20 protein-coding genes and 1 pseudogene are annotated in these 26,025 nt (G+C 68.4%); 9 read left to right on the top strand and 12 right to left on the bottom strand.

The genetic code is table 11. The features are described from left to right. Positions 1 to 65: 65 nt before the first annotated feature. From DPM19_RS00470 to DPM19_RS00460, 3 genes are all read right to left on the bottom strand, one after another. Positions 66 to 479 carry a type II toxin-antitoxin system VapC family toxin gene (locus tag DPM19_RS00470; RefSeq protein WP_111862748.1) on the bottom strand — a complete coding sequence of 138 codons (414 nt, stop codon included), beginning with the start codon at positions 477 to 479 and terminating at the stop codon, positions 66 to 68. Next, complete coding sequence (locus DPM19_RS00465; RefSeq protein ID WP_111862747.1) at positions 476 to 700, bottom strand: FitA-like ribbon-helix-helix domain-containing protein; 225 nt, start codon at positions 698 to 700, stop codon at positions 476 to 478. The genes DPM19_RS00470 and DPM19_RS00465 overlap by 4 nt, the downstream gene beginning before the upstream one ends. Before the next feature lie 201 nt (positions 701 to 901). Continuing rightward, entirely contained in the window at positions 902 to 1,261 is a 360-nt protein-coding gene (locus DPM19_RS00460) for a VOC family protein (protein WP_111862746.1), read from the bottom strand. A 139-nt stretch (positions 1,262 to 1,400) separates the two neighbouring features. Here DPM19_RS00460 and DPM19_RS00455 point away from each other — a divergent pair, with 139 nt between their 5' ends. Together DPM19_RS00455 and DPM19_RS00450 are read left to right on the top strand one after the other, a co-directional pair. Further along, the gene (locus tag DPM19_RS00455; protein WP_111862745.1) at positions 1,401 to 1,841 is read left to right on the top strand and encodes an RrF2 family transcriptional regulator; all 441 of its coding nucleotides are present in this window, start codon (positions 1,401 to 1,403) and stop codon (positions 1,839 to 1,841) included. 82 nt (positions 1,842 to 1,923) lie between these two features. Next, positions 1,924 to 3,129, top strand: coding sequence for a globin domain-containing protein (locus DPM19_RS00450; RefSeq protein WP_111862744.1), 1,206 nt, complete (start codon positions 1,924 to 1,926; stop codon positions 3,127 to 3,129). Between the two features lie 116 nt (positions 3,130 to 3,245). Here the strand turns inward: DPM19_RS00450 and DPM19_RS34710 are convergent, their stop codons facing one another. Genes DPM19_RS34710 through DPM19_RS00440 form a run of 3 tightly spaced genes read right to left on the bottom strand, consistent with a single transcriptional unit; the run spans position 3,246 to position 12,896 of the window. Further along, positions 3,246 to 3,809 (bottom strand): SMI1/KNR4 family protein, encoded by a 564-nt coding sequence (locus DPM19_RS34710; RefSeq protein ID WP_146778704.1) that lies wholly within the window; start codon positions 3,807 to 3,809, stop codon positions 3,246 to 3,248. Further along, positions 3,790 to 12,414, bottom strand: a complete 8,625-nt coding sequence (locus DPM19_RS36700; RefSeq protein WP_111862743.1) for a DNRLRE domain-containing protein — start codon at positions 12,412 to 12,414, stop codon at positions 3,790 to 3,792. Before DPM19_RS36700 ends, DPM19_RS34710 begins: the two co-directional genes overlap by 20 nt. Beyond that, entirely contained in the window at positions 12,411 to 12,896 is a 486-nt protein-coding gene (locus DPM19_RS00440) for a hypothetical protein (protein ID WP_146778703.1), read from the bottom strand. Before DPM19_RS00440 ends, DPM19_RS36700 begins: the two co-directional genes overlap by 4 nt. Positions 12,897 to 13,390: 494 nt before the next feature. On the opposite strand from DPM19_RS00440, the gene DPM19_RS00435 reads away from it, so the two are divergent. Further along, complete coding sequence (locus DPM19_RS00435) at positions 13,391 to 14,374, top strand: zinc-binding dehydrogenase (protein WP_111862741.1); 984 nt, start codon at positions 13,391 to 13,393, stop codon at positions 14,372 to 14,374. A gap of 313 nt (positions 14,375 to 14,687) precedes the next feature. On the opposite strand, the gene DPM19_RS00430 is transcribed toward DPM19_RS00435, so the two are convergent. Then, positions 14,688 to 15,239, bottom strand: coding sequence for a hypothetical protein (locus DPM19_RS00430; protein ID WP_146778702.1), 552 nt, complete (start codon positions 15,237 to 15,239; stop codon positions 14,688 to 14,690). Positions 15,240 to 15,453: 214 nt separating this feature from the next. Between DPM19_RS00430 and DPM19_RS00425 the strand changes: the two genes are divergently transcribed. Then, positions 15,454 to 16,332 (top strand): hypothetical protein, encoded by an 879-nt coding sequence (locus tag DPM19_RS00425; protein WP_146778701.1) that lies wholly within the window; start codon positions 15,454 to 15,456, stop codon positions 16,330 to 16,332. 210 nt (positions 16,333 to 16,542) lie between these two features. On the opposite strand, the gene DPM19_RS34705 is transcribed toward DPM19_RS00425, so the two are convergent. Together DPM19_RS34705 and DPM19_RS00420 are read right to left on the bottom strand one after the other, a co-directional pair. After that, a complete protein-coding gene (locus DPM19_RS34705) occupies positions 16,543 to 16,725 on the bottom strand; it encodes a hypothetical protein (protein ID WP_146778700.1) in 183 nt (60 codons plus the stop codon). Between the two features lie 439 nt (positions 16,726 to 17,164). Beyond that, positions 17,165 to 18,475, bottom strand: coding sequence for a helix-turn-helix domain-containing protein (locus DPM19_RS00420; RefSeq protein ID WP_111863313.1), 1,311 nt, complete (start codon positions 18,473 to 18,475; stop codon positions 17,165 to 17,167). Between the two features lie 237 nt (positions 18,476 to 18,712). Here DPM19_RS00420 and DPM19_RS00415 point away from each other — a divergent pair, with 237 nt between their 5' ends. From DPM19_RS00415 to DPM19_RS00400, 4 genes are read left to right on the top strand one after another with little or no spacing between them, the layout of a single operon-like run. Beyond that, complete coding sequence (locus tag DPM19_RS00415; RefSeq protein WP_199484755.1) at positions 18,713 to 20,614, top strand: hypothetical protein; 1,902 nt, start codon at positions 18,713 to 18,715, stop codon at positions 20,612 to 20,614. Further along, on the top strand, positions 20,611 to 21,726 hold the full coding sequence (locus tag DPM19_RS00410) for a hypothetical protein (RefSeq protein ID WP_111862738.1): 1,116 nt from the start codon (positions 20,611 to 20,613) through the stop codon (positions 21,724 to 21,726). The genes DPM19_RS00415 and DPM19_RS00410 overlap by 4 nt, the downstream gene beginning before the upstream one ends. Next, positions 21,707 to 22,489, top strand: coding sequence for an SDR family NAD(P)-dependent oxidoreductase (locus DPM19_RS00405; protein ID WP_111862737.1), 783 nt, complete (start codon positions 21,707 to 21,709; stop codon positions 22,487 to 22,489). The genes DPM19_RS00410 and DPM19_RS00405 overlap by 20 nt, the downstream gene beginning before the upstream one ends. A gap of 29 nt (positions 22,490 to 22,518) precedes the next feature. Then, complete coding sequence (locus DPM19_RS00400) at positions 22,519 to 22,995, top strand: NUDIX hydrolase (protein ID WP_111862736.1); 477 nt, start codon at positions 22,519 to 22,521, stop codon at positions 22,993 to 22,995. Here the strand turns inward: DPM19_RS00400 and DPM19_RS36900 are convergent. The 3 genes and pseudogenes from DPM19_RS36900 to DPM19_RS36695 form a co-directional block, all read right to left on the bottom strand. Then, a pseudogene (locus tag DPM19_RS36900) lies at positions 22,967 to 23,356 on the bottom strand (DUF6879 family protein). The gene DPM19_RS00400 and the pseudogene DPM19_RS36900 overlap by 29 nt on opposite strands. After that, positions 23,268 to 24,077, bottom strand: coding sequence for a protein-L-isoaspartate O-methyltransferase family protein (locus DPM19_RS00395; protein ID WP_111862735.1), 810 nt, complete (start codon positions 24,075 to 24,077; stop codon positions 23,268 to 23,270). The pseudogene DPM19_RS36900 and the gene DPM19_RS00395 overlap by 89 nt, the downstream one beginning before the upstream one ends. Then, positions 24,074 to 24,208, bottom strand: coding sequence for a hypothetical protein (locus tag DPM19_RS36695; RefSeq protein WP_267900857.1), 135 nt, complete (start codon positions 24,206 to 24,208; stop codon positions 24,074 to 24,076). The genes DPM19_RS00395 and DPM19_RS36695 overlap by 4 nt, the downstream gene beginning before the upstream one ends. Positions 24,209 to 24,590: 382 nt before the next feature. On the opposite strand from DPM19_RS36695, the gene DPM19_RS00390 reads away from it, so the two are divergent. Continuing rightward, positions 24,591 to 25,934: an MFS transporter gene (locus DPM19_RS00390; protein ID WP_111862734.1), complete on the top strand. Its 1,344-nt coding sequence runs from the start codon at positions 24,591 to 24,593 to the stop codon at positions 25,932 to 25,934. Positions 25,935 to 26,025: the final 91 nt, after the last annotated feature.

The following is a 26,025-nucleotide window of genomic DNA, read 5'->3' as shown; positions in this document are numbered from 1 at the left end:
ATTTCCGGCACGCCTCCGCCCGAGGGCCGCGGGCGCATCCCGAGGTGCCCGGTGCGGCCGTCGTGCTACGCCTGGGGTGGCGGGTAGCGGTGGATCTCGGCCCGGTGTCCCGTCGAACCGGCGAACTTGGCGTCGTCGGTGAGCAGCGGCACCCCCAGCAGTTCGGCGAGGGCCACGTACATGCCGTCGTAGGCGGTGAGGTTGTTCCGCAGTTCCAGCACGCGGCGCTGGAGCGGTTGCATGGGATGGCGGACGATCTTGAGCTGGGAGTAGCGCTCCAGCATGATCTGCGCCCGCGCTTCGGAGATGCGCACCTGCGGCTTGCTGGTGATCACATGCCCGCGCACCACCGAGGCGATCTCCACGTCGATCACCGCCGGGGCATGGAGCTTGCGGGCCAGCCGCTGCCGGAGAAGGTCGTCGCCTTTCACGTTGGCCAGCAGGCGGAAGACGATGGAGGCGTCGACGACCAGGCTCACCGATGCCCCTCGCGCAGGCTCTCGCGGACGAAGTCGGGGTCGTAGGGCACCGGCTCATCAGCGGCGATCCTGGCCATCACCTCGTCCAGGGTCGGGGTGGCGGCCTCCTCGTTCAGCAGGTCGCGCACGTAGGCCGTCAGCGACTTGCCCTCGCGCTCGGCCCGCGCCTTCAGCGTCCGCTCGGTCTCGTCAGGGACGTCCCGGATCTGTATGACTCCCATGCCAGCACTTTAGCATGCAGGTTGCATGCAACCTTGCCCGGTGACTGAGCGACCGTTGCGCAGGATCCGCCACCACCGGCATGGTCACGTCGCGCCTCGCAGCCCGGCAACCGCCGAAGAGCCGGCGGCCGCCCCCTGGCCCACCGGCATTTCCTCCGCGCTCCGGCACCGCACGGCACCTGGGTTCACCGCACCGAGCCCTCACCCGGGTTCCCAGTACGCCTCCACCCGGTGGCCGTCCGGGTCGGCGCACTTGAACGACACGTGGGCGGGCGTGTCGTACCGTTCGATGATCTCGGCCCCGCCGGCCTCCACCCGGGCCAGCAGCTCGCGCACCGCCTCCGGGCCGGACAGCCGGAAGCCGAAGTGCAGGAACTCCGGCAGCGCTCCGACCTCCTGGCCGCCGTGCAGGGCGAGGTCGAACCCGCCGACGTCCCGGATGATCGTCGTCCCGTCCTCGTACTCCTGGACGGTGGCCGGGTCGAACCCGAAGTAGGTCTCGTAGAACCGCCGGCTGCGCCGGACGTCGCGCACGGGCAGGCCCAGATGCATCAACCGCATGCCCGCCAGCCTGGGGCCTCCCGCCCGCGCGGGCAAGGGAGCCGTCGCAGGGCGCCCGGCCCGGGGTCGGTCCCCGGTGAGGTGCGTATCACAGTCCGTTAAATACGAATCTTGGATGCAACTTTGCTAGCGTGCAGGTGTGCGACTGACCAGGTACACGGATCTGGCGCTCCGGGCGGTGATGCGCCTGGCCGTCATGGGCGGCGAGGACCTGCTCACCACCCGGCAGATCGCCGAGGCCATGAACGTCCCCTACACGCACATGGCGAAGGCGATCTCCCACCTGCAGCATCTGGGCGTGATCGAGGCCCGGCGGGGACGCAACGGCGGGCTCGCGCTCACCGATCCGGGCCGCCGCACGCGGGTGGGCGAGCTGGTCCGCGCGCTGGAGGGCGACCGGGAGACGGTCGTGTGCGAAGGGGACCACCCCTGCCCCCTGGCGGGCGCCTGCCGGTTGCGGTACGCGCTGCGCCAGGCGCAGGAGGCCTTCTACGCCTCGCTGGACCACGTCACCGTCGACGATCTCGCGGCTTCCCCCACCGGGCCCGTGCTGCTGTCCCTGGGCCGGGCCCCGGACTGACGGTCGCGTGCCGGCCGGTGCCGCCCGCGCGGCCCGCGCCGGACCAAAAATTGGAGTATCAGATACCAGTAAAGGAGTGCCGATGCTTTCCGTCCAGTCGACCCCGGTCGTGCGAGCCACCCTCCCGGCCGTGGGCGCCGCCCTGCCCGCCATCACCGAACTGTTCTACCGGCGGCTGTTCGAGGAGCACCCCGACCTGCTGCGGAACCTCTTCAACCGGGCGAACCAGGCCAGCGGCGCCCAGCGGGAGGCCCTCGCCGGCGCCGTCGCCGCCTTCGCCACCATGCTGGTGGAGCGCCCCGACGAGCGCCCCGACGCCGTCCTGTCGCGCATCGCCCACAAGCACGCCTCGCTGGGGATCACCCCCGACCAGTACACGGTCGTCGGCCGGCACCTGCTGGGCGCCGTCGCCGAGGTGCTCGGCGACGCCGTCACCCCCGAGGTCGCCGCCGCGTGGGACGAGGTCTACTGGCTGATGGCCAACGCGCTCATCGCCCTGGAGGCCCGGCTGTACGAGCAGGCGTCGGTCGCCGACGGCGACGTCTGGCGGAAACTGGAGATCGCCGAACGCCGGGACGAGTCCGCCGGCGCGGCCTCCTTCGTCCTGCGGCGACCCGACGGGCTGCCGCTGCCGCCGTTCCGGCCGGGGCAGTACGTCAGCGTGCGGGCGGAACTCCCCGACGGCGCCCGGCAGATCCGCCAATACAGCCTGTCAGCCGCACCCGGCCGGGAGAACTGGCGCATCACCGTCAAGCGGGAGAGGGCGGCCGACGGCTCCGTCCCCGACGGCGAAGTGTCGTCCTGGCTACACGCCCACGCCCAGGCCGGTGACGTCCTGGAAGTCTCCCTGCCCTTCGGCGACCTGACGCTTCCCGAGGGTGACGCCCCGCTCCTGCTGGCCTCGGCGGGCATCGGCGTCACCCCCATGCTGTCCATGCTGGACCACCTGGCGGCCACCTCCTCCGGACGCCGGGTGATCGTGGTGCACGCCGACCGGTCACCCGCCGACCACATCCACCGCGACGAGCAGGTCGAACTCGCCGGACGGCTGCCGAACGCCTCCCTGCACCTGTGGTACGAATCGGGCGCCGACCTGCTCCCCACCCCGAACGTCTCCACCGGCCGGGCCGACCTGAACGGCCTCTCCCTGCCCGGCGGGACGACCGCCTACCTCTGCGGCCCGCTGCCCTTCATGCGCGCGGTACGCAGCGACCTGCTGAACAACGCCCTGACCGCCTCAGCAATCCACTATGAGGTCTTCGGCCCGGACCTATGGCTCAGCAGGTGAACCACCAGCGTCGGGTGCCATCCAGCGCAGGGCGATGCTCCCACCAGGCGGCGGCTCACCACGACGTTGCCGGCCAGCTCACTGAACTGCAGCACGGCCGTCTCGATTTCAATAAATCAAACTACCTCAATTTGATCAACATCAGGAATTGCACCAGGCGACATCTCGGGAAACAGCGGGCAATAAACCCCTCCCCCCATCACCCCAATCAAGAATTCGGTAAATCCACCCGGAAAATGCCACCACAGCGAGCTATTCGTAACCACCACGGTCCATTTTTCCGGATCGGGATCCATTGTTGACCATAGGCAATAATCACCATTTACGGTATCGCCCCACTTAAATAGCCCACCGGGCTCGGGATAAATCGGGTAAGGATCCACTTCGAACCGATTGCCCGAATTATCCAACATGGTAATTTCATTTCGGCCCATATTCATTTCGGCCAGCGGGCCGAGAGTGTACGCAAAAATACTTTTAGCCTGGTCGACATCTTCCCCCAGATAAGGGTGCGGAAGGTAGAGAAAGGAATCGAATTCCAAATCGGCATACTTCGTAAAAAGACCTTTGTAATCACCAGGAAGCGTCAGGCCGATATAATGCTCCAATACTAGCCAATCTACAGCCGGTGGAGTTACCGTCGGCGCCCCGATCATCGTTTCAAGATCCACAAACGTCACCTCGAATCACCATAGCCCTTTTATTGTCCGGACGATACCCGAACCTGCTGTTCAGTATACACACATCGAAGTTTATACCGGGCGCTCCATTGCGATATCTCCCCCTTGCAGTAATGCGTATATACAGTGGAGGACCTCCAGTCGCTGGAGAGACTGGCCTGGACCAGTAGTCCACTATCTGATTGCGTTTCACTGCCCTGGCAACGTCTTCCTCATACTTACTCATCGTAGGACTATTTACTGGAGTCTGATAGCAAGTTACCAGATTCTGGAGCAGATCCCCCGATCCCCCCAAACTGTCCCCTCTCAGATGACAGCGAGCCCACTTATAACCACCCCCACGCTTTTTCGAATAGATTGGATTGCGCGACTTTCCAGTAGCTTCATCTGGGAGGGGAAACCCTAGAGGAAGCAGGCTTGGATTTGCCGCACTCCCACCACCCAACTGCTGCGCACTACAGAACCTCACATAGATCCCCTGGGGGTGCGCTAGTCCTTTCTTATAAACACCATCCTTGGCCATCCTCCCATTAGGAGCGGCCTTGTATATTTCGTAAGGAACTGCCGGCCCGTAGTCATTCACAGGAGTGCAGCCCCTGTCGCGGTTTCCACCTCCCCCGCCATCAACTGGCGACTCATCAGGGCGGGCATCGGGAGCATTATCGATCCCGTTGATTATATCGACGACCTTGTTTATGCCGCCGGCAACTTGAACCGCCCTTTCCGCAATGTCGCGGATCTTGTTCAGATCTTTTTGGCTGATTCCCGGCTTTGTCGGTGGTCGAGGTGCCGGAGCGAGGGCCGCAGCCCTAGCCAACGCCGCTTGCATCGCTGCCCGGGCTGCTGCCGCCGCCGCTGCTGCTGCCGCCCCCGCTCCCCCTACAGCTACACAACGCCAATCACATACAGGGCCACCTTTTCTATAGATGGAATCTGTCTCGTAATAGATTTGATGGTGACCACCTTTAGGCTCCTCATCCCCCCTAACTACAGGACACGGGGGACCCCCTGGCATCTCACACGGATGGGCGGCTACCGGCTTGGGCTTTATGATCCACCACATTGCTTCCGCACCCCACACAACCCACCCCATAGGGCTGGGCTTGATAGCCAGTTGTAGTGTGTGGTTGAGAAAATCAAGCCAATCATGGCCGGATGGGTCGATGCGGGACAGAGGATCGCCGCCGGTGTAGGTATAGCGATTCGCCCTAGCGCTGGGGTCAGGTTCCAGAGTCCAGTCGTCACGGGAGGCGAAGCTTCCCGTCCCAGGGGTGTACCAGCGGGCGTGCATGTTGACGCGGCCAGTGGTGCCGTCGGTGTATTCACCCTGGTAACCCAGTGGAGTACCGGCCCCGCCATTGGCAGTGACCTTACCGAAGGGATCGTAGGACTTGGAGCCGGTCAGGGTCGTACCAGCGGGGTTGAAGGTGGCGGTCAGATCGTCGTGGCGGTCGGAGTACGCCAGATGGGACTGGCTGCCGGACTGAACGCTGAGCAGGCCACCCCCTGGGTCGCGGGCGAAGGCGGACTGGACGGTGCCGTCGGGATTGAGGATCGCCGACAGGTCGTTGCCATCGGTGGAGTAGATAGAGCGGGTGGTGGTGCCCGTCGAGGTGTCGGTGCGTTTGGCGACGCGGTTCAGGCCGTCGTAGGCGTACCTGATGTTGCCTTCGCTGACTAGGCGGTCGAAGGCGTCGTAGCCGATGGCGACCGGCCCGTCGGTGCGGAGGGTGCCGCGGGCGGAGTACTCGTAGGTTTTGGTGCCGTCGGAGGTCAGGCGGTTGCGTGCGCTGTAGGTGTAGGTGGTCGAGCCGGCCTGGACGAGGTTGCCGGCGGCGTCCCAGCCGTAGTCGGTGATGGCGCCGCCGGGGGCTGTCCACTTGGTCAGGCGGCCGGCGTGGTCGTACTCGTAGCCGTTCGTGCCCGCCCCAGCCGTGCCGGTGGTGGTCTTCTGGGTGAGCCGGTCGTCATCGTCGTAGGCGTAGGTGATCTTGGCCAGAGTGGCCCCACCAGGCGTGGTGAGCTCGTCGGTCGTCGGCCGGTCGAGCGGGTCGTAGTCGTAGTGGCGTTGTGCTCCGCCGGCTCCGTAGATGAGGTCGGTCAGCCGTCCCGCGTCGTCATAGGCCCGGGTGGTCGCGTAGCCGGTGGCGGGGTCGGTGACCGCGTCCAGCAGGTCGGCGCCGTTCCAGGAGAACCCGGTGGTCCCGGCCGCGTCCGTGCGGCTGGTGGGGCGGCCGTTGGCGTCGTAGGCGAACTGGGCGGTCTGGCCGCCGGGGCTGATCGTGGACAGCGGCAGGCTGCGGTCGTTGTAGGTGGTGAGGATGTCGGCGTCGGGGGCCGAGACGCGGAGCCTGCGGCCCGCCAGGTCGTACCCGAACCGCCGATCAGGGGTGGTCCCCGTGCCACCGACCCCGGCCTCCCTGGTCAGCCGGCCGAGCTCGTCGAAGGTCCGGGTGACGGTCACCTCGCCGGGCTTGTCCTCGAAGACGGGGTTGCCCGCGCCGTCGTAGGAGGTCGTCCAGGAACGCGCCTCCAGGGTGGGGTAGGCGCTGGTGACGGGTTCGATGACCGCCTCGACCAGGCCGAGGGTGTTATAGGTGGTGACCGTGGTGTTGCCGCGGCCGTCGGTCAGCCGGGTGCGCTGGCCGCCGGCGTCATAGCCGAAGGCGGTGGTGATGGACGTGCCGGCCGACACCGGTTCGACGAGCTGGGTGAGCCGGTTGCCCGCGTCGTAGGCGTACTGCTTGGTGTGGCCCTCGGCGGAGGTGACGCTGGTGCGGTTGCCCGCCGGGTCGTAGCCGAAGCCGACGGTCCGCAGCACAGCGCCGTTCTCGTCCAGGTCCCGAGCGGTGGTCTGCCGGCCGGCCCGGTCGAAGCCCGCGACGGTGCTGTGGCCGAGCGGGTCGGTGGCCTTGACCATCCGGCCGGCGAAGTCGTAGCCGAAGGTGGACGTCTTGCCGAGTGCGTTGGTGACCTCGGTGAGGTCGCCTGCGCCGTTGTAGACGTTCGTGATCGAGTCCCCGGCGGGCCGGGTGGTGGAGGTCGGGTTCCCGGCCGGGTCGTAGGCCGTGTGCGTGGTGTACGCGGCGGGCGTCGGGTACCGCTCCAGGACGGTCTGGGTGATCTGGCGGCCCAGGTCGTCGTAGGTGGCCTCGACCCGGGCGCCGGTCGGGTCGGTGGCGGCCAGTTGCTCGCCGAGCAGGTCGTACTCGAACCGCCACTTGCCGGGCTGGCTCTCGTCGGCGAGCTTGGGGTCCTCGGTGCGGACGAGGTTGCCGAGCACGTCGTAGAAGTGCTTGGTGGTGTGGCCGCGGGCGTTGGTCGCCTCGATGATCCGTCCGGCGGCGTCGTACTCCGTGGTGACCTGCGGGGTGAGGGCGGTCCCGTTCGGCGGGGTGTACGCGGGAGAGGTCGTTGAGATCGGCCGGCCGGCCTTGTCGTAGCCGGTGGTGACCGTGCGTCCCTCGGGGTCGGTGACGTGGGTCTGCTCGCCGCCGGCGTTGTAGCCCATCCGGGTGACGGGCTGGGCGGTGGCGGGGGTCCCCTCGCCGCGGACCACCTGCACCGGGGGCGCGGTCACCTGGACGAGCTGTCCCGCGGCGTCGTACCGCATGGTGGTCGCGTAGTTCGCGGGGGTGGCGCCGGGGGCGTTCCCCCGGGGTTCGACCACCTGGGTGACCAGGCCCCGCTGGTCCAGGGTGAGCGTGGTGGTGAGGTTCTCGTCACCGTTGTCGACGGTCTGGCCCGTCATCCGGCCCAGGTCGTCGTAGGTGAAGTCGGTGACGTCGTCGTCCTCGGTGTCGGCGCCCGTCCGGGTGATCTTGATGATCTGGTTGTCGGGGTTCAGCCGGTAGTCGGTGCGGCGGGCGACGCCCTCGGGGTCGATGATCTCCGCGATCAGCGTGCCGGTCTCGTCGTACACGTAGTCGGTGCGCTGCTGCCCGCCGGCGACCAGGGAGGTCAGCCGCCCGCCGCCGTCGTAGGTGCGGGATTCCAGCGGCACGTTCTGCGGGGTGGTCGAGCCGTTCACCCGGGCGTTCTGGGCGGTGACGGTGGCGAGGAGGTCGTCACCGTAGTACGCGTACGCCCTGGTCCGGCCCATGGCGTCGGTGTGCGAGGCGAGCCGGCCGCCGGGGTCGTAGGCGTAGGAGTCCAGGACGACGTCGGCGGCGGGGCTGGGGTTGTTCGGGTTGCCGGTCCAGTCCTCCAGGGTGCGGGTCTGCAGCTCGCCGCGCACCGAGTAGGCGAACGTGTACTGGGCGCCGGCCGCGTCGGTCAGGCTGGTCCGGGCGCCGGTCGTGTCGTGGCCGTAGGTCTCCGTCCCGCCCTCGGGGTCGGTGGTGGTGTGGATCCGGCCGTGCGCGTCGTAGGTGTGGGTGGTGACGCGGTCGGGGTTGCCGCCGGTGGTGTCGGCGAGGGTCTGGGTGAGCGGGTTGCCGTCGGCGTCGTAGGTGCGGCGCAGCTCTGCCGTGTGGGTGGCGTTGGTGATCTCGTTGAGCACCGGCGGGCCGGTCTGCCGGATCAGCCGTCCCTGGCCGTCGTAGCCGAAGGTGGTGGTGACGCCGGCGGGGTGGGCGGTGGTGATCTCGGTCCGGCCGGTCACCCGGCCGAGCGCGTCGTAGCCGAACTCGACGACCTTGCCGGCGGCGTCGGTGGTGCGGGCCAGGTCGCCGGCCGAGTTGTAGGCGTTGGTGAGGACGGTGGTCCCGCTGTTGTTGGTGCGGGTCTTGAGCAGCCCGGCCGGGGTGGTGCCGCCGCCGACCGCGGGCTCGGTGCCGTCGGTGTAGGTGTAGTTCAGGCCGCGGTAGGGGTGGTCATCGGTCGGCGGCATGAACGCCGAGATCTGCTGGCCGTGGGTGTCGTACTGCCACCAGAACGCGTACGGGGTGGAGTACGGGTTGAGGGTCCGGCCGTCGGTGTACTGGGTGAGCTGGTCGTTGCGCGGGTCGAACGGGTCGGCCGCGTTGACGTAGTACTCCCAGTACTCCCGGTGGCAGGTGTCGGCGTCGCGGCAGCGCTGCTGGTAGCGCTTGTTGCCGCGCTCGTCGTACCACAGGTCGGTGACGTTGCCGTTCCGGTCTGTGATCTTGGAGATGTTGCCGCCGGTGTCGTAGGCGTAGGTCGTGGTGTGGTCGAGCTGGTCCTTCTCGGTGACCAGCCGGTTACCGCGCAGCGGGTCGTAGGTGTAGTCGAGCGTGCCGCTGCGCGGGTCGGTCAGCGTGATGTTGCGGACCGGCTCGTCGGCGGTGCCGGTGTAGGTGGGGGTGCCCAGCGTCCAGGTGCCGCCGTTGCGGTCCACGTGCGTGGCCAGCCGGTCGTTGGCGACGTCGTAGGTGTTGATCGCCTGGATCCGGCCGCTGGGCAGCGTCACCTTGTCGAGCTGCTGGGCCTCCAGCCGGGTGGCGTAGTGGGCGCGGACCGCGCCCAGGTCCAGGGTCCGGTCGTAGACGGCCACGTCATCGATCTGGCCGGTGTACATGAAGGCGCCGTGCGCGGCGACCGTCTGCGGCCAGCTCGGTGAGGCCCAGCCGTAGCCGAGGTAGGCGTAGGGGGTGTTGAGGTGGTCGATGGCGCCGGTGCGGGTGCCCACCACGTCGCCGTCGAGGTAGAGGGTCTGGCTGCCGCCCTGGCCGGACAGGACGACGTGGTGCCACTGGCCGTTGTTGACCGCGGCCGCCGAGGTGATCGGGTTGGCCGAGCCGTTCCAGAACTGGGCGCGGAGCTTGCCGTCGTTCCCGATGTAGACGGCGGGGGTGTACCTGCTGGACGCCGTCCCCATGGTCGCGTTCTGGTGGGAGAAGAGGGTGCCCTTGCCGGTGGTCTTGAACCACAGCTCCACCGAGAGGTGGCCGTCCTCCCGGCTGATCAGGCGGTCGGGCAGCCTGACCCGGGACGTGGTGCCGTTGAAGCCGAGCGCGGTGTCGCCGGTGCCGGTCAGCGCCCCGGTGTGGCCGTAGGTGGTGCTGGTCGCGGTGGCGTTGCCGCCGCCCAGGACCGTGGGGACGACGTTGTTGATCGTCGCTCCGCTGGGCTCGTTCAGCCGCCAGTAGCCGGTCGGGTTGTCGTCCAGCACCGCGGTGCGGTAGTGGGAGCCGCCCTCGTACTCGTAGAGGGTGCACTCCGTGGTGGAACCCGGCGGGCAGACCTTGGTGAGCCGGTCGCCGGTGTAGGTGTAGGTCCAGGTGAGCGGGCTGCCGTTCACCGGGTCGGTGCTCACCGACGTCACGTGGTCGCCGGTCCAGGTGAAGGTCAGCGAGCGGCCGCCGGTGGCGGTGACGGTCTGCAGCTTCCCGCCGGTCCCGTAGGTCAGGACCTGCTCGCGGCCCCTGTGGTCGGTGACCTTCTCCAGCCGGCCCGAGGCGTCGAAGACGTAGGAGACGGACGCCTTGTCCATCAGCCGCCAGCCGCCGCCGGACACGGCCGCGAACGTCGCCGTCCGGCCCAGCGGGGGCGAGAAGGTGCCGTCGTTGTTGCGGCCGAACCGGACCTCCTGGCCGTCGGGGTAGGTGACCACGACGTTGCCGGTGCCGTCGTCGTCGGGCACGGCGCGCATGTCGAAGCGGGTGCTCCAGCCGGCGCCGAACGCCCCGCCGGTGCGCGGGTCAAGGCTGTTGTAGCTGCGCACCACCGACAGCGGCGGGCCGGCCGTGGCGACGTGGGCGTCGGTGACCGTGGTGGTGTAGTTGCCGGTCTGGTGGTCGAACTCCTGGCCCGCGGACGCCGGGCCGGCCAGGTGCGAGGTGATCGTGGGCTGCTGCGGGTTGGTGACGAACTTGTACCAGGGCCCGTTGGTGGTGGTGCCGCCGCCGTCGTTGACGGAGACCGTCCAGTAGTACTCCTTGCCCCAGGCGAGCCGGTCGGGGGGCGTCCACTTGGGGTTCTGCTGCCAGGGCGAGTTCTCGCACCACTCCCAGGAGACCCACGGCGGGGCGCACACCGTGAACTGGTAGGAGACGTTGGCCGAGGGCCAGGTGTCCCCGCTCTGCGCCTCGGCGAACAGCTGTGGGCGCAGCGTGCTCACCTGGAAGTTGTTGCGCGGGGACATCTCGTTGAGCTGGCTCGGGATGTCCGGGACCGTCACCTGCACCTGGGCGGTGCGCGGCACGCCCCACTCGGAGAAGGTCGCCCACAGCCCGCTGCCGGGCGGGTCGTAGACCATGTCGAACTTGATCGTCCAGGTGCCCGGCGGCAGCGGGTTGACCTGGGCGTTCACCGTGGCCGTCTGGTTGTAGGCGACGTTGCTCGGCATGGCCGTCGCCGCCGCGGTGTGCCAGACCTGGTTGCCCGACTTGTCGAACACGCCGTAGGTCAGCTTGTAGCCGTTGGACGGTGTCCAGGTGTCGTGGCCCTTGTTGGTGACCTTCACCTTGATGTTGCCGGCCTGGTTGTTCAGGATCGGCGGGTTCACCTGGGGCGGGTTGTCGGCGAAGGCGTACGTCGCGTTGTAGGGGCTGTAGGTGATCGTCAGGTACGGGCCGTTGGGCGTCTCCCGGGAACCGAACTTCTTCCAGCCGTAGCTGTCCGAACCCGACGCCCGCACGGTGAGGCCGTAGTTGGGTTTGGTGCCGTTCACCCAGCCCTGGACCAGCGCGTTGCCGTTGTCGCCGAGGTCAATGCCCTGCCACCTGGCCGGGCAGGGGCTGCTGCCGGACCCCTCGGGGATCCAGCCGCTGGCGAAGCTGCGCGAGCTGAGCGCCGCGCCGTAGGAGGGGCCGGGGTAGTTGGCGATGCCGCTCTGCGACCAGCTCTGGGTGACCGGGTGGACGGAGACCGCGCGGGCGGTGCAGGAGTAGGACCAGAAGTTGAACAGCTGCAGGTCGACGTCGTAGATCTTGGCGTGGCTGAGCTCGTTGTCGACCTGGGAGAAGCCCAGGTAGGTGGCGGCCCTGGAGCCGCCGCCGTTGTAGGTGCCGGCCTTCAGCTCGTGCTCGGTGTAGGGGCTGGAGCCGTACCCGGTCTGGACGTAGGTGTCGGAGGTGTCGTTGTAGTTCCACACCGCCGTCGGGTCGATCGTCACGGGGTAGACCCGGGCGGGGTCGGCCAGCCACTGCCGGTCGGCGGAGACCTTGAGGATCCAGATCCCGGCGCGCTGCTCCAGGGCGTAGGTCACCTGCTCGGAGCGGGCGGGGTCGCCGGAGCGGGGGTCGACCTTGGAGTCGATCATGAAGCCGTGTGGGATGTGGGCGATGACCTTGCCCGTGGCGTCGACCAGTTCGACGCTGCCGTCGGCGGCGAGCCGCGGGGTGACGCCCTCGGTGCGCAGCGAGAACTCCCACTCGGCCGGGGCGTCCGGCGAGCGCAGGACGATCTTCTCCTTGACGCTGCCGCCGTTGAGGGACTGCAGCACCAGGTCGGCGCCGGGGCGCACGTTCGCGTAGGTGATGACGTCGCCCTCGACCGTGCCGGGGGTGGTGCCCGCGCCCTCGATGCCGAAGCCGAAGCGGCGGCCGTTCCCGAAGTCGATGAGGGCCAGGTCCCGGCCGGTGGCGGTGCCGCCGAACTCCAGCCGCACGCTGTCGGCGGTGTTGCGCCAGTTGCCCTGGCCGGTGGTGACCAGTCTCGGGTCGATGGGCTGCCAGGCTCCGTTCGGGGCCTGGTAGTTCACCGGGCGGGTGTGGAAGCGGCCCGTCCAGGTGCCGTCGGGGTTCTTGTAGCGGTAGCGTACCGGGTGCGCTGGGCGGGGTCCTCCTGGCTCTTCTGCTCGTCGAAGCCGGTGATCTTGGGTGGTTCCGGCTCCGGCATCCGCTTGAGGGCCGGGGGTGCGGGGCGCTGCGCGGCGGTGTCGGTCACCACCTTGGGGGTGTGCTTGCCGTCGAGGGGGAGGACGTCCTTCGGCGGCTTGGGCATGACGCGGCGGCCGTCGCTTCCGGCGGTGGTCTGCCGGGCAGTGGCGCGGTGGGAGCGGCCCTTGGCGGTGCCGGCCTGCTGATCAGGGGTGACGACGTCGGCCCTGTTCATCAGGGAGGGCATCGACGGGGTGCCGCCTCCGCCCAGTAGCCCGACGGTCAGTGACAGTGCCAGGAGCAGGGCCACTGGGCGAACCCACTGTGACTCCGCCAGCCAGACGACGAACCGCGAACGTCCCACCCGGGCCTCCGCTCCGTTTCCAACGCGCAGGTCCGCCGGGGAGAACGCGGGCATGCCAAAGAGACCCCTGTGCGGGGGATTCTCAGTGAAAGCCGCGAACAACCCGTCGGACGCCCGCAGGCTAGATCAACTTCCGAGCGGACGTACAGGGCCGCGAGGTGAACGATTCCGGCCGGCCGCCTCTCACTCCCTGCAAGATCACTCGCATCCCCTCCCGGCGGCCCTGGAAGATCGAATCCGAGCTGGGAAGTTGACCGAGAGTCCAGCGATGATCACCACCACTGTGCGTGATGTGATCTGCATCACATAACCAAATCGGACTGCTTATCAGGAAATGACCACCCTGCCCCTAATGCACATCACCTGAGCGTGACGTCACCGGCCGCCGGCGCGGCCTTGCTGCCCTCGAACAATCCGTTCCGTAACCGGAGGTTGACCTCGATCGGGGTTGAGGTTTGAGACTGGCCGGGACGTTCGCCGAGTGAGGAGCAGACATGCGGGTGATTCGGGTGGAGCGGTTCGGTGGGCCCGAAGTGCTGGTGGCGGTGGACGCGCCCGAGCCGGTGGCCGAGGACGGGCAGGTGATGATCGAGGTGGCCGCCGTGGACGTGATCTTCGTTGAGACGTCGATCCGCGGCGGGTGGGGGGAGGAGTTCTTCGACGTGCGTCCGCCCTACGTGCCGGGCGGCGCGGTGGCCGGCACGGTCGTCTCGGCCGGGGCGGGCGTGGAGGCGGGATGGGTCGGCCGGCGGGTGGCCGCCCGCGTCGGCGTCAAGGACGGGGCCGGAGGCGGGTACGCCGAGCGGGTGGCGGTGCCGGCCGGGCGGTTGGCGGAGGTGCCCGAGGGGCTGGGGCTCGCCGAGGCCGCCGCGCTGCTGCACGACGGGCCCACCGCGCTGGCCCTCCTCGAGCAGAACGGGATCCGGCCGGGCGAGCGCGTGCTGATCCTGGCGGCGGGCGGCGGGATGGGCGTGCTGCTCGTCCAGTTGGCCCGGGCGGCCGGGGCCCGGGTCGTCGCCGCCGCCCGGGGCGGGGCGAAGCTGGAGCTGGCCCGCAAGCTGGGCGCGGACGTCGCCGTCGACTACACCGGGCCGGGCTGGGCCGGCCGGGTGGTCGAGGCGACCGGCGGGGCCGGGCCGGACCTGGTCCTGGACGGCGCCGGAGGGCGGATCGGCCGGGAGGCGTTCGAGATCACCGCGCCCGGCGGGCGGTTCTCCGCGCACGGCGCCCCCGGTGGCGGGTTCACCGAGATCGACCCGGCCGAGGCCGGGCGGCGGGGCATCACCGTCCGCGGCATCCAGCACGTCCAGCTCGTCCCCGCGGAGCGCGACCGGCTGATCGGGCGGGCGCTGGCCGAGGCCGCGGCGGGCCGCCTCACCCCGGTCATCGGCCGGACGTTCCCGCTGGAACGGGCGGCCGACGCGCACGCCGCGATCGAGTCCCGCGCCGTCGTCGGGAAGACCCTCCTGCTGCCATGAACGGGGCAAGCATCCAGAGCATGGGCATCTACTGGGGATCGCAAGTTGGGAATCGGATGTCGAGGCAATGAAGACCTGGCTTCCAGACCATCATCAAAGACTGGGGCTGGTACTGGCCCGACCGCCACTGCGACAAAGTGCGGAGTGGTGTCCGGCCGAACCCGAGCGCACCAACGAGAGCACGGCTAGTTTCGGGAAAACGACCTGAGCCACGATGGACGCAAAGTAAGCCGATGGACAGGCCCACCAACCGGTCTAATGAAGTCTCCGCCTCACTAAAAGCATGTCAGGCAATCTAATATCGACAGCAATATCAATCCCAGCCCAGCTCATCCCGAAGGTACTGACTGATGACTGGATCAGGGCCGGGGAAATCCTCTGTCAGAGCCGGACACCGCACTCTCCGGGTGATCACACCGACCAGGAACTCGGTGGTGGATCCAGCGAACTCCCACCAGTCGCCTTCACCGTAGCTGCGACCGGCGACCACGATCGTCCACAAATCCGGATGGCCGGCGGTTCGCCAGAAAATGTTATCGGAATTCGCCGTTCTAGCCCACGGGTAGAGCCCGCCTTCCTTGGGATACAGCGGGTACGGAACCATGTCCTCGAATTCTTCTTGTAGCATGCGGGCGCCTTCGAGGATGTTGTCTGCGCAGGTCTGCAAGTGCTTACAGCCAGGAGTGCCCGGATGATGGGTATCGAGGAAATTATCGAAGGCGAACGGAGGATATGACTCGACGAGAAGCCGGTAGTCCGCAGGGGGCTCGAATCCGATCTCGTCCCGTATCCCCACCCAGTCCAGCACCGGGACTTCCCAGTCGGGCGGCCCGACCAGCGCCTTGAGTTCTTCGAACGCAGACATGGACTTCTGCCTTCCCATAAGGACACCCACCCGACTCCTGAAGCGAACCCGGAGGGTATATGGAATCAGGCTCATCCAGCGCGATCTTTAAAGATTATCCGAGTGGGGCCGCGTGGATGTCCCGGTACGGGCAGGCCGGAGGTGGCCAGGCCATGACCGCCTCTCACCGCTGTGATGGATCATGGTCGGGTCGACGGATGGGGAGGTGGCGAGCATGCGCTCGGTCCTGAGGAACGCACCGGTGGGCATGGCCGCACGCGCGGTCCCGGTCGTGGCGCTGGTCGTGCTGTCGGCGGGCTGCGGAGCCGAGCGGGCCGCCACGGATCCGGTGCCCGCGTCGTCCCGTTCGGCGGACACCGTGGTGTCCACGCCGAGCTTGAGGGTGCGGCTCTCACGGCCCGGCGACGACGCCGGGGTCCCCAATCCCGGCAGCGGCGACGCCGACCCTCGCCTGGTCGCCGCGCTGCTCACCCGGTTCCAGGCGGACGGGTCCGCGGCGCCGGCCGCGGTCCCGGATGTTCCCGGCGCGGCCGTGCGGTTTCCCGTCCGGGACCGCGGGTCGCTGTTCTTCGGGTTCCGTCAGATCAGCAGCCCCTTCGCCGGAGCTGCATCCTGCCGGAAGCGGGCCGCGGGGATGTGGGTGGTGCTCGCCGGTGACTTCACCACCACGCCCGGGGTGCAACTGGCCATCAGCAAGCTGAGCTCGCCCCGGCCTTCGCTCGGCCCCGATGCCCGTACCCCGCAGGAGAGCCTGACGTTCAGCGAGGCGATCATCACCGGGCCGCCGCAGGTCCTGGGCCTGCTGGACGATGAGCGCGCGCCCGGCGACTGCTCCCGGATGACCGGCGGCAATGGAGCGGCCGGACGCGTCGAGCCGCTTCCTGCGGCACCGGTCGGCGACCGCTCGTGGGCGTACCGGATCGTCGACGCCACCGGCTACGTCTGGCACTGGGTGCAGGTCGTCCGCTTCCGGGACCACCTCATCGAGATCCGCATTCCCAACCAGGAGCCCGGGCCGCGCGGCGACATGGTGAGCATCCTGCACCAGATCGCAACACAGGCGCATGCCAGGGCCGCCCAGACCCTTACCTGACGCCCAGGACCCGGAATACGACTCTGCCGGGCGGCTGGTCAAAGCCACCGGCCCCCTCGGTACCAGCGCCATCGCTGGCTTCGACCGGGCCGGACGGCGGATCACCGCCAGGGACCTGGACGAGAACGGCACCGTGCCGCGGACCGTCGGCTTCGGCTACGACCCGTCGGGCAACCGCACCAGCGTCACCGTCCCGAAAAATGGTGGCGGTCACTGCGAACGGCGGTGTACCTCGACGGGCGTTCCCTCCTCGGTCCGGACCACCCGGGTTCCCAGCGGAGCTTCCAGATCGACAGTTGCAGACCCTTCCACCGCCATGGCGACCGCAGGGTCGTTCGATCCGGTTATCTGTAGCCGAACGACCACTTCCTTCGGTCGCTCGTCGAGCTTCACGTCGACGATTTCGTTTACTCCCCGGTTGAAGGTGAAGACGATACATCTGCCATCGGGTGATACATATGCCCGCAGAGATTTGCTGGCTACATGGCCACTACCTCGGACTTCATCTTCACCTGTGCAGCCTAGAGCAAGACTCAGCAATGTGATCAGCGCAAGGCTGCGGAACAGAATTGGTAATAGAGAGGGTAACTTTACCCGCCTCGCCATTGGCTCAGTTCGCAGAGGGCACACTATTTACGCTTCCCCATAGGACACTGGATGGATGTCGTTGGAGCTACGACTTTACCGATGCCGCCACGCGTGACTGGATGACCGCAGGGTCCTTCGACAACCCCTGGCCGGTGTACCCACCGTCGCCGACAAAGAGGTTGAACTCGACGAGGTGGCTATCGGATCGCCGTGCCTCCCCTGGGCTGGGGGTGCGTCGCCAAGGTTATACGGGGCGGATGCGTGTGGCGGTGATCAGTTCCCGTACACCGCTGGTACGGGGGTATCGCTTGGAAAGGTCCGTGACGATGGAACGGATGCTAGGGCGGTCGCGGACTTCGGAGGGCGCCGCGTGGTAGGCGGCCAGGAGGGCGTGTGCGGTTTGTTCTGGCTTCTTCCACTGCCACCAGGCTCGGGCCATGTCGGTGTGGAGCCGTCCGCGGCGTTCGGCGGTGGGGAACTGCGCCGCGCGGAGGTCCCGGCCCGCATGAACGGCCGCGCCGGCGTCGCCCAGGGACCACAGCACTCCGACCTTGTAGAGGGTGACGGAGGCCGGTGTGACATTGAAGCCATGGCCAGGGCCGGTGGGCTGGTCGAGCAGGAGGGCGGTGGCGCGTTCGGCGTCGCCGATCATTTCCAGGGCGCGGTCGCGGTCGCCGGCTTGGGCGGCGGTGTAGGCCGCGGTGCAGAGCATCTGCGCGAAGGTCACAGCTTGGGCGGGCGTCGTCAGTCCGGTCGCTTCGACCTGGGCGGCGGCGCTGAGAGTGACTCGCTGAGCGGTGTCGGCGCGGCCCTCGTGGCGCAGCACGATGCTGAAAGCGCGGGCCGAGGCGGCTGCGACCAGCGGCGAGCCGGACAGGCGGGAGTAGGTGTTGGACCGGTCGGCGGTGATACGGCTCGCGGAGTACCGGCCGATCTTCGCTAAGGCTTCGGTCGCCAGGTCGTAGCAGCCCGCGAGCCTGGCGTAGTCGGCCTCGCCCCCGTCGTCGGCACGGGCCTGGGCGGTGGCCAGGAGGTTGGGCAGCATCTTGATGAGTTCGGTGTGAGCTCCCTGATTGAACAGGGAACGCGCCGTACGGTACTCGGCGGACAGGGCAGCCGGGGTGGGCGCCGAGGTGGGGCTCGGTAGCAGCGCAAGGGCTTCGTTGAAGCCGTTGATGACGTTGAGGGGCACGGCGAGGCCGGCGGCCTGGAGCAGGGACCGGCGCTTCATCGGATCCTCCTTGCACTCGGCATGCCACCCAGCGCTGGCAACTGTAGTGCTCTGGGCAGGTGCCACGCCCAAAACCGCAGTCAGAACACCTGAGGGGATGACCAGTGCATCAGCGAAGGCCTTGAGCATGTCGAGGTCGGTGGCCGAACGTTTCGCTGTCTCGAGCCGGCTGACGGCGGATGCGGAGTAGCCAGTGACCTTACCGAGGTCGATCTGGCGCCATCCGCGTTCGCTACGGGCCCAGCGGATGAGCCCGCCCACGTCGCCCTGGGCGATGAGGATTCGTGCCCGGGAGGAGTCCCAGTTCGGTACCTGTGAGCGCATGGCCGCCCCTGGAGAGCCGACAGACATCAGCCTGACAACGGTAGCCGGGCGGTAGCCGTTCATCGAGGCCGTGTGCGCAACGCGCAAACGGCGTGCGTGCGGCGGGCAGCGGCTTCATGCACGCGATGAGGCCCGCTGTGGTGGGAGACAGCACCGGGTGACCGTGAAGCCCTTTTCAACTGGTCGACCAGACGGTGCACCACGCCCTCACGCACGCCTTGCGAAAGGAGCCGCAGGATGACCGTTCCCGCCCCACCGGCGCAATTCGTGTCGATCGCGCTCAGCGGCCCAGATAACACCGGCAAAACCACACAAATCAGGCTCTTGGCCCGGCGAATGGGTGCGGCCGCCTGCACCGGCGGCCCGCTCGACGGTTACGACGCCCGCTGGGAACCGATCAAGGCCAACGGGATGGGTCGCTGGTGGTTCGAGACCGGCCTCGTGGAGGAGGTCGTCGACGTGCTGGCCTGCTCCTACCTCGAACGCGCGCATCGCCGCCCCTCAGCACCGGTCCGGTTCCTTGATCGGGGCGTCCCGATGCTGGAAGCGTCCGTGGCCGCAACCGTGGCCTTCCGGGAGCAGTTGGCGCCGCAGGCAGCCGCCGACCGGGCCCGTGCTTTGCTGGCCCCCTATGTTCGGGACCTCCAGGCGGCGGAGGCGGCCGAGCATGCAGTCGTCCTTGTGCACTGCACCGACCCGGCAGAGGGGACGAGGCGCAGTTTGTCCCACGAGGCGCGCGTCACCAACGCCTACGCCGCCTACCAGCGGCACCTCCACGACCAGGTCAACCGCCTTGTAGCAAGCGGCCGGTTCGCCTACGTCATCACCGTCGGGGACCGGCCCACCATCGCCGTCCAGGACGAACTCCGCCAGCGGGTGCACGCGCTCCACCTGGCCATCCCCACACGGGCGCTCGCAGGCGTGCGTGTTGTGGCACTCGGTGGGCTCTCCGAGAGCGGTAAGAGCACAGCCGGCGAGTACCTGCGTACCCGCCACGGGCACGCCCGCCTCAAGATCGGCCATCTCCTCGCGGACACCGCCGACCGGTGCCAGATCACCGACCCGTACGCACTCGGCGATGCCACGCAGGCCGAGCTGATCGTGGACGCTCTGGACCGGTACTGCGCGGCCCACCACTTCCTGGACCAGGTGAGCATCGAGTCTCTGCACAGCCTCGGCTCCACCGCCGAACTCACACGGATGCTCGGCCCGCAACTGACCATCACCTACCTCCAAACGCCCTTCGCGGTGCGTGCTGCCCGCAGCCCACTCGGTGCGCGCGACGTCACCGAACGCGACAGAACCAAGATCAGCCGTGGTGCCGAGAAAATCGCCGGCATCGCTCATGAGGTCATCGACAACAGCGGAAGCCGCCTTCAGCTGGAGCGACGTCTGGACCGCCTCGCGCTGGGCATCCGCTGGCCCTCCCATCGACCGTCCACGGTTCCGGTGAACACCCTTGGTCTGCCGGTTCATCTGGAGGCGTACCTGTCGGCCGTCCTAGAGCAGATGACCGGGGCACAGCCCTTGATCGACCTGCTGGCCGTCACCGGCAGCGGCGCCCAGGGCAAGTACCAGCACTGCTGGAGCGACCTTGACGTCTTCGTCGTTGCCGCCTCAGACGCGCTTCCTGGCATGCGGGAGATCCTGGCCGGCCTGGAAGGCGAGCTCGGCGGCGTCAAGTTGGGCCTGACGGTCCTCACCCGTGAGGAGTGCGCCACCGGTGTGGTCTCCTCCCGCCTGCTGCACGTCCTGGCCCTCCTGGGCACTGGAGCGCTGACCGCCCTGTGGTGCGCTCCCGGCCTGACGCTCCCAACCCCCGCGGCCGCCGACGATGTCGAAGCCAGTGTCCGCGACGGTATCCAAGCCGCCATCGAGATCCGCCGCCAGCTTCTGCGCCCCACCTTCGACCTACGCACCCTGTACAAGGTCACCGCGCTCTTGGCGAAGATCCAGCTCCGGTTCGCGGGCACCGAATGCCCCGCCGACGACGACGCCCTCACCACGCTCCTCACCGGCATCCATCCCGAGATCAACGGCCTGCTAAGCGCGGCCCGCACCGATCACGACCAGGCCGAGGCCCTCGCCCGTCTCGTCTTGGAGCTGTGGCTGTCGACAGTGCGGGAGGGCACACCGTGAGCAGCGGCAGGCGACCGGCGGCCCGCCGGCCGGTGTTCGGCAAGCGCACCACCGCGCAGCAGGCCGACGTCGAGGTTCGCGGCTGGCACCAGATCGCCTCCCGTTTCTCTGCTCCGGCGCTCCTGGGCCGCCGGGCTCTGGCGCAGTCGCATGTGGTGATCTACGAGGATGTCTTTGCCAGCGGTCGCTGCCGGTTCCTGCTCGGCGACCTAATCGCGCTGGCCGACCGCGACCAGAGCGTTCTGCCCCGGCTACATGCCCTCCTTGAGGGTGTCTGCCGGGACCTGCGAGCGGCTGCCGAGACCACCGGCGAACTGGCCCCGCTCTCGCAATGCATGCCTGGCCTGTACGCCAACCGGATCAAGAACGGCGGAAGACTCGACGCCTGGTACCTCCACCAGGACCTACCCCTTACTCTGCCCGGTACCGGCACTACGATCACGACCGGCCAACTGCGCCGCTACACCCTCACTGCCAACGGCCGTGATCTTGTCGTGGACTTGCCCGCCATCATCGGCCGTACCCGGCACGCCCTGAATCCGGCCAGCCGGTGGCTGACCGCCATCACCCAGGGTGACCCCACCGAACCGAACATCGCCGACCCCTTGTGCTGGCTCGACTTCGAGCATGCCGGCCGTAACACCCTCACCGGCGAGAGCGCCAACCTCCTGTGGTACCTCATGGCCCTGGGCGGCTGGCTTGTCCCCCGCTACCAGCCCGGCACCTATCAGCGCACACTCCGCCTAGCCCTTTCCCCGCACACCGCTCCCTGGATCGAGCACTGCACTCTGGCGAAAACCGACCGGCACATCAGCGTCCATTACACCTGGAACACCGGCATTGGCCGTCACGCCGCCCTCACCCGCGCCCTCGACCATCTCGCCACGCCGTCTGATGCGTTTCTTCAGCAGGCCCGGGCCTTCCTGACGCTGCGCATCCTCGGGGTTCTCCCTCCTGCTCTCCTCAGCAGCGAAGACCTCCTCCTGGTCCTGATCAAAGCCGCCGAATGCAACAACCCCACCACAACGCTCGGTGACCTGTTCAACCCCACACCCGTCCCGCTTACCAATCGAGCCGAACGGAGCGATCACCGTGCCTCTCAGCGTTCGTGAAGCCCCTCTTCGCTCCCGGCCTCTGCACGGCCGGATCGCGCTGGTCACCGGCGCAGCCACCGGCATCGGCGCCGAGATCGCCCGCGCCCTTGCCGCGGCCGGAGCAGCAGTGGCCGTCAACCACCTCGCTCAGCACGAGGAGGCCGACGTCATCGTCCAGTCGCTGCCGTACGAGGGCGTCGCGGTCCACGGTGACCTCACCGACCCCGCGCAGGTCACCGCGATACACGATCAGGTCCGCGCCCGACTCGGGCCCGTCGACGTCCTGGTCAACAACGCCGGCTCCTACCCTCGCGTCCCCTGGCCCGACACCGACGAGGCCGCATGGGCCTACTCTCTGGAGGTGAACCTGACCGCCCACTACCGCGTATGCCAGGCCCTCACCCCGGCCATGACCGAACGCCGTTGGGGCCGGATCATCAACATCGGCAGCGTCAACGCCCGCGCCGGCCGCGCTGGTCTCGTCGCCTACAGTGCTGCCAAAGCCGGACTCCACGGCCTCACCCGTTCTCTGGCCCGCGAACTCGGTCCGCACGGGGTATGCGTGAACACCGTCCTGCCGGGAGCCATCCAGGTCGACGCCGAGCACGACATACCGCTCCAGCACCGCACTGCTCCCGCAGAACAGATCCGCCGCCAGTGCGTCCCCCGGCGCGGGCGCCCCGAAGACGTCGCAGCCGCCGTCGCCTTCCTGGCCGCCCCCTCCTCGTCCTTCATCACCGGCCAGTCCCTGCACGTCGACGGCGGCTGGCTCCTCAACTAACCCCAGTCCCACCCCAACATGAGGCATCCATGAAGCAACGCGTCCGCGCCGTACTGATCACGCCACAGCACACCATGCTGACCATCAAACGGATCCGCCACGGCACCCCCGCGTACTGGGTCCTGCCCGGCGGCGGAGTCCAAGACAGCGACGAGAGCCTCGAAGCCGCGCTGCACCGCGAGGTGTGGGAGGAGATCGTCGGCCATGCCGAAATCACCGGCCTCCTCCACACCATGGAATCCAACAGCGAGCAACAGTTCTTCTACCTGGCCCACATCGCAACCTGGAACTTCAACGAACGCAGCGGACCAGAATTCAGCCAGAGCGATCGCGGCGAATACCTCCTAGAGGAAATCCCCCTCACACCAGAAGGCCTCAACGGAATCGACCTCAAGCCCCAGGAGGTCACCGACCGGATCCACCAAGCCATCGCTGAAGGCCGGCTAACCAGGGGTCCTTCGACAGTTCCTGGCCGGTCTACTCACCGTCACCGGCGAAGAGGTTGAACTCGACGAGGTGGTCATCGAAAACCCACAGGTCGTTACCCGGGAGCATGAGGTCCGACGCCTTGCTACAAGGCAGCTATCGGACGTTCTCACCCGCGGCAAGGTTCAAGCCTTGGGTGAGGTCCCACTCATACCGGATGAATGGGGTGGCCGGCTCGGACACGATCCGAAGACGCCGGATCTCGACGCCTCGCGCAACCGTGGCCCCCGCGAGGTCGAGCCAGTCTCCCCAGCGTTCACGAGGGTCGATGGGGAAGCCGCACGACCGACTGTCAGGCGATGACGGTGTCGGGGGTGTCCAGCCAGATCTGTTGTTCCTGGGCGGTGACGGTGATGCCGTAGCGGGTGCAGTCGGGCTCACCTGCGTCCGCCCAGCGTTGTTCGGTGTCGTGGATCACCGATTGTGGTAGGCGCTGGCCGCGGAGCGGCATGAAGGACGAGGGGCCGATGAATCGTCCGGTTGCGGTGCCGTCGGGGTGGACGGTCAGCCGGCACAGGGGCCAGTCGGGGTGGAAGGTCGGTGCCCAGGGGACCACGATCAGGCCGCCGGGTTCGGTCTGGCGGATCCAGGCGTAGGGGATGTGGTGGGCGGCGGCGGTGACGATGATCCGGTCGTAGGGCGCGTGGGGCGGGTAGCCGTGCGTGGCGTCCGCCACCACGAGGTGCACCGGATGGCCGGCCCGGTCGAGTGCCGTGCGTGCCTGCTCGGCGATCGTCGCGTCGATCTCCAGCGTGGTGACGTTCCGGGGGCCGGCGATGGTGGCCAGCACGGCCGCGTTGTAGCCGGTGCCGGTGCCGATCTCCAGGACGCGCAGGCCGGGGCGCACCTGGAGCGCGTCGAGCATGATGGCCATGACCTCGGGGGAGCTGCCGGAGGAGGTGGGCCAGGTTCCCTTGCCGGTGGCGCCGTCGTCCACCTGCGTGATCACCGGCTCGTCGTCGGCGGCCACGATGCGTTCCCACTCCCGGGGGGCGTCCCGGCGGCTGAGGGGGACCGCCCAGCCGTCAGCGCGGCGGACCCAGATCGTGTCGGGGACGAACGCCTCGCGCGGTACGGCCCGGCGGATGTCGGCGGGCTTCATCCCTGCTTCCCGCTGCCGGCGCATCCGGTGCACTGGACCTCTTGTTTCTGGCCGCTGCCGTTGCCGCCGGTCTTGATCTTCCCGGTGCCGCTGCACATGCCGCACTGGACCTTCTTTCCGTGCTTGCCCACGCCACGACTCCCTCTGACTCCCTTTGGCTCCACTTCGGTGTCAGGGTAGCCAGGTGGCCCGCCGGGCTCTATGCCGAATTACCGGATCGGCTCCGGCTCCCGGCCGGGTTCGCGCCGGGCCTGCGCGGCCGCACCGCACGGGGCCCGGGCGACCACATGATCCTTGAGTTTTCGAGGTGTCATGGCCCCCTGGATCCTCAATGATCACCGGCCGGCGCGCCGCCGGGGCCGGCGAGCAGCCGCCGGTTGTGATCCTTGACAGGCGAGCACTTGAGTTCTATAGATTTATAAATATCTATCAATGGTTGTATCGCCGTCTCGATCCTGACCAGGGCCTTCGCGCCTTCCGACGAGTCCCCCACCCCCTCTGCTCGGAGACTCCATGCGACGAGACCCCTCCCCCGCCCGCGAACCCCTGCCCCCCATGGCCCGGCGAGCCGCGTTCGCCGGGTTCGTCGGCACGTTCATCGAGTACTACGACTTCGCCCTCTACGGCGTGCTGACGGTCTACTTCGCGCCGCTCTTCTTCCCCTCCGACAACCCCTCGACCTCGCTGCTCACCGGGCTCGCCGTCTTCGGGGCGGGCTTCGTCGCCCGGCCCGTCGGCGGCATCCTCTTCGGGCGGTTCGGGGACCGGTACGGGCGGCGGAACGCGCTCGTCCTCAGCGTGCTCCTGATGGGGGCGTGCAGCACCCTGGTCGCGGTGCTCCCGACCTACGAGACCATCGGCGTCCTGGCCCCGATCCTCCTGGTGGTCCTGCGGCTCGGGCAGGGGGTTTCCGCGGGCAGCGAGATGCTCGGCTCGATCACCTACGTGCTGGAGTCCGTCCCCCGGTCGCGGCGGGTCCTCATGGCCTCGCTGACGCCGATGGGCGCGATGATGGGAGGGTCCCTGAGCTCCATCGTCGCCGCGATCCTCGCGGGCACCCTCGGCTCGGAGGCCATGGAGTCGTACGGGTGGCGGATCGCCTTCCTCATCGCCGGGCCGCTCACCCTCCTCGCCCTGGTGATCCGGTCGCGGCTGGAGGACTCCCCCGAGTTCGCCGAGGTGGTCGCGCACCGGGAGGTCGTCCGCACCCCGCTGCGCGAGGTGCTCGTCAGGCACCGGCGCAACCTGCTCATCGCCGGCGGTATCGCGATGGCCGCGAACGGGGCGCCCAACGTCGCGATCTGGTTCACGTCCTACCTGGTGGGCGAGCGTGACATCCCCGGCGAGCAGGTCTTCCTGGCCACGGCGCTGACCGGCATCCCGATGGCCCTGCTCTCCCCGCTGTCGGGGCGGCTGACCGACCGGTTCGGCCAGCGCCGGGTCCTCGTCGGCGTGCTGTGCGGGTACCTCGTCGTCTCCTTCCCCGTACTGCACCTGATCTCGACGGCGAGCGGCGTCCTCCAGTTGGCGCTCGTCATGGGCGTGTTCGGCTCGCTGGGCGCGCTGGTGCAGGCGCCCGCCTTCACCTACATCGCCGAGCACTTCCCGGCCCGGGTCCGCTACACCGGGGCGAACTTCGGCCAGAACATCGGGACGGTGTTCGGCAGCGGCATCGCGCCCTTCGTCGCCGCGCTCCTGGTGGCGGCAACGGGTTCCACGCTCAGCCCCGGGATCTGGATCGTCGCCGTGTGCCTCATCGCGTTCGCGGCGCTGTCGCTGCGCGGCGTCCACTACGTGGCCGGGGTCACGGACACCGGATCCGAGGCGGGCCCCACCCCGAAACCCGCCGACGCCTGACCCGGACCGCGCACCCCGCTCGCCCGGCCGCGCCGATCCCGCGCGGCCGGGCGAGCACCAGCCGATCCACGTGCCTTCCGGAAGGTCGCCG

Origin of the sequence: Actinomadura craniellae, from assembly GCF_003289645.1 — a bacterium.
GTDB lineage: Bacteria > Actinomycetota > Actinomycetes > Streptosporangiales > Streptosporangiaceae > Actinomadura_D > Actinomadura_D craniellae.
Note: the sequence above shows the minus strand (reverse complement) of the source record. Positions and strands in the feature narration are given on the sequence as shown.

What these genes read in the sequence shown, in the direction of transcription:
- DPM19_RS00465 (WP_111862747.1), bottom strand. Translation starts at nt 700, where the DNA reads ATGGGAGTCATACAGATCCGGGACGTCCCTGACGAGACCGAGCGGACG.
- DPM19_RS00460 (WP_111862746.1), bottom strand. Translation starts at nt 1,261, where the DNA reads ATGCGGTTGATGCATCTGGGCCTGCCCGTGCGCGACGTCCGGCGCAGC.
- DPM19_RS00450 (WP_111862744.1), top strand. Translation starts at nt 1,924, where the DNA reads ATGCTTTCCGTCCAGTCGACCCCGGTCGTGCGAGCCACCCTCCCGGCC.
- DPM19_RS00435 (WP_111862741.1), top strand. Translation starts at nt 13,391, where the DNA reads ATGCGGGTGATTCGGGTGGAGCGGTTCGGTGGGCCCGAAGTGCTGGTG.
- DPM19_RS00430 (WP_146778702.1), bottom strand. Translation starts at nt 15,239, where the DNA reads ATGTCTGCGTTCGAAGAACTCAAGGCGCTGGTCGGGCCGCCCGACTGG.
- DPM19_RS00425 (WP_146778701.1), top strand. Translation starts at nt 15,454, where the DNA reads ATGCGCTCGGTCCTGAGGAACGCACCGGTGGGCATGGCCGCACGCGCG.
- DPM19_RS00420 (WP_111863313.1), bottom strand. Translation starts at nt 18,475, where the DNA reads ATGCGCTCACAGGTACCGAACTGGGACTCCTCCCGGGCACGAATCCTC.
- DPM19_RS00415 (WP_199484755.1), top strand. Translation starts at nt 18,713, where the DNA reads ATGACCGTTCCCGCCCCACCGGCGCAATTCGTGTCGATCGCGCTCAGC.
- DPM19_RS00400 (WP_111862736.1), top strand. Translation starts at nt 22,519, where the DNA reads ATGAAGCAACGCGTCCGCGCCGTACTGATCACGCCACAGCACACCATG.
- DPM19_RS00395 (WP_111862735.1), bottom strand. Translation starts at nt 24,077, where the DNA reads ATGAAGCCCGCCGACATCCGCCGGGCCGTACCGCGCGAGGCGTTCGTC.
- DPM19_RS00390 (WP_111862734.1), top strand. Translation starts at nt 24,591, where the DNA reads ATGCGACGAGACCCCTCCCCCGCCCGCGAACCCCTGCCCCCCATGGCC.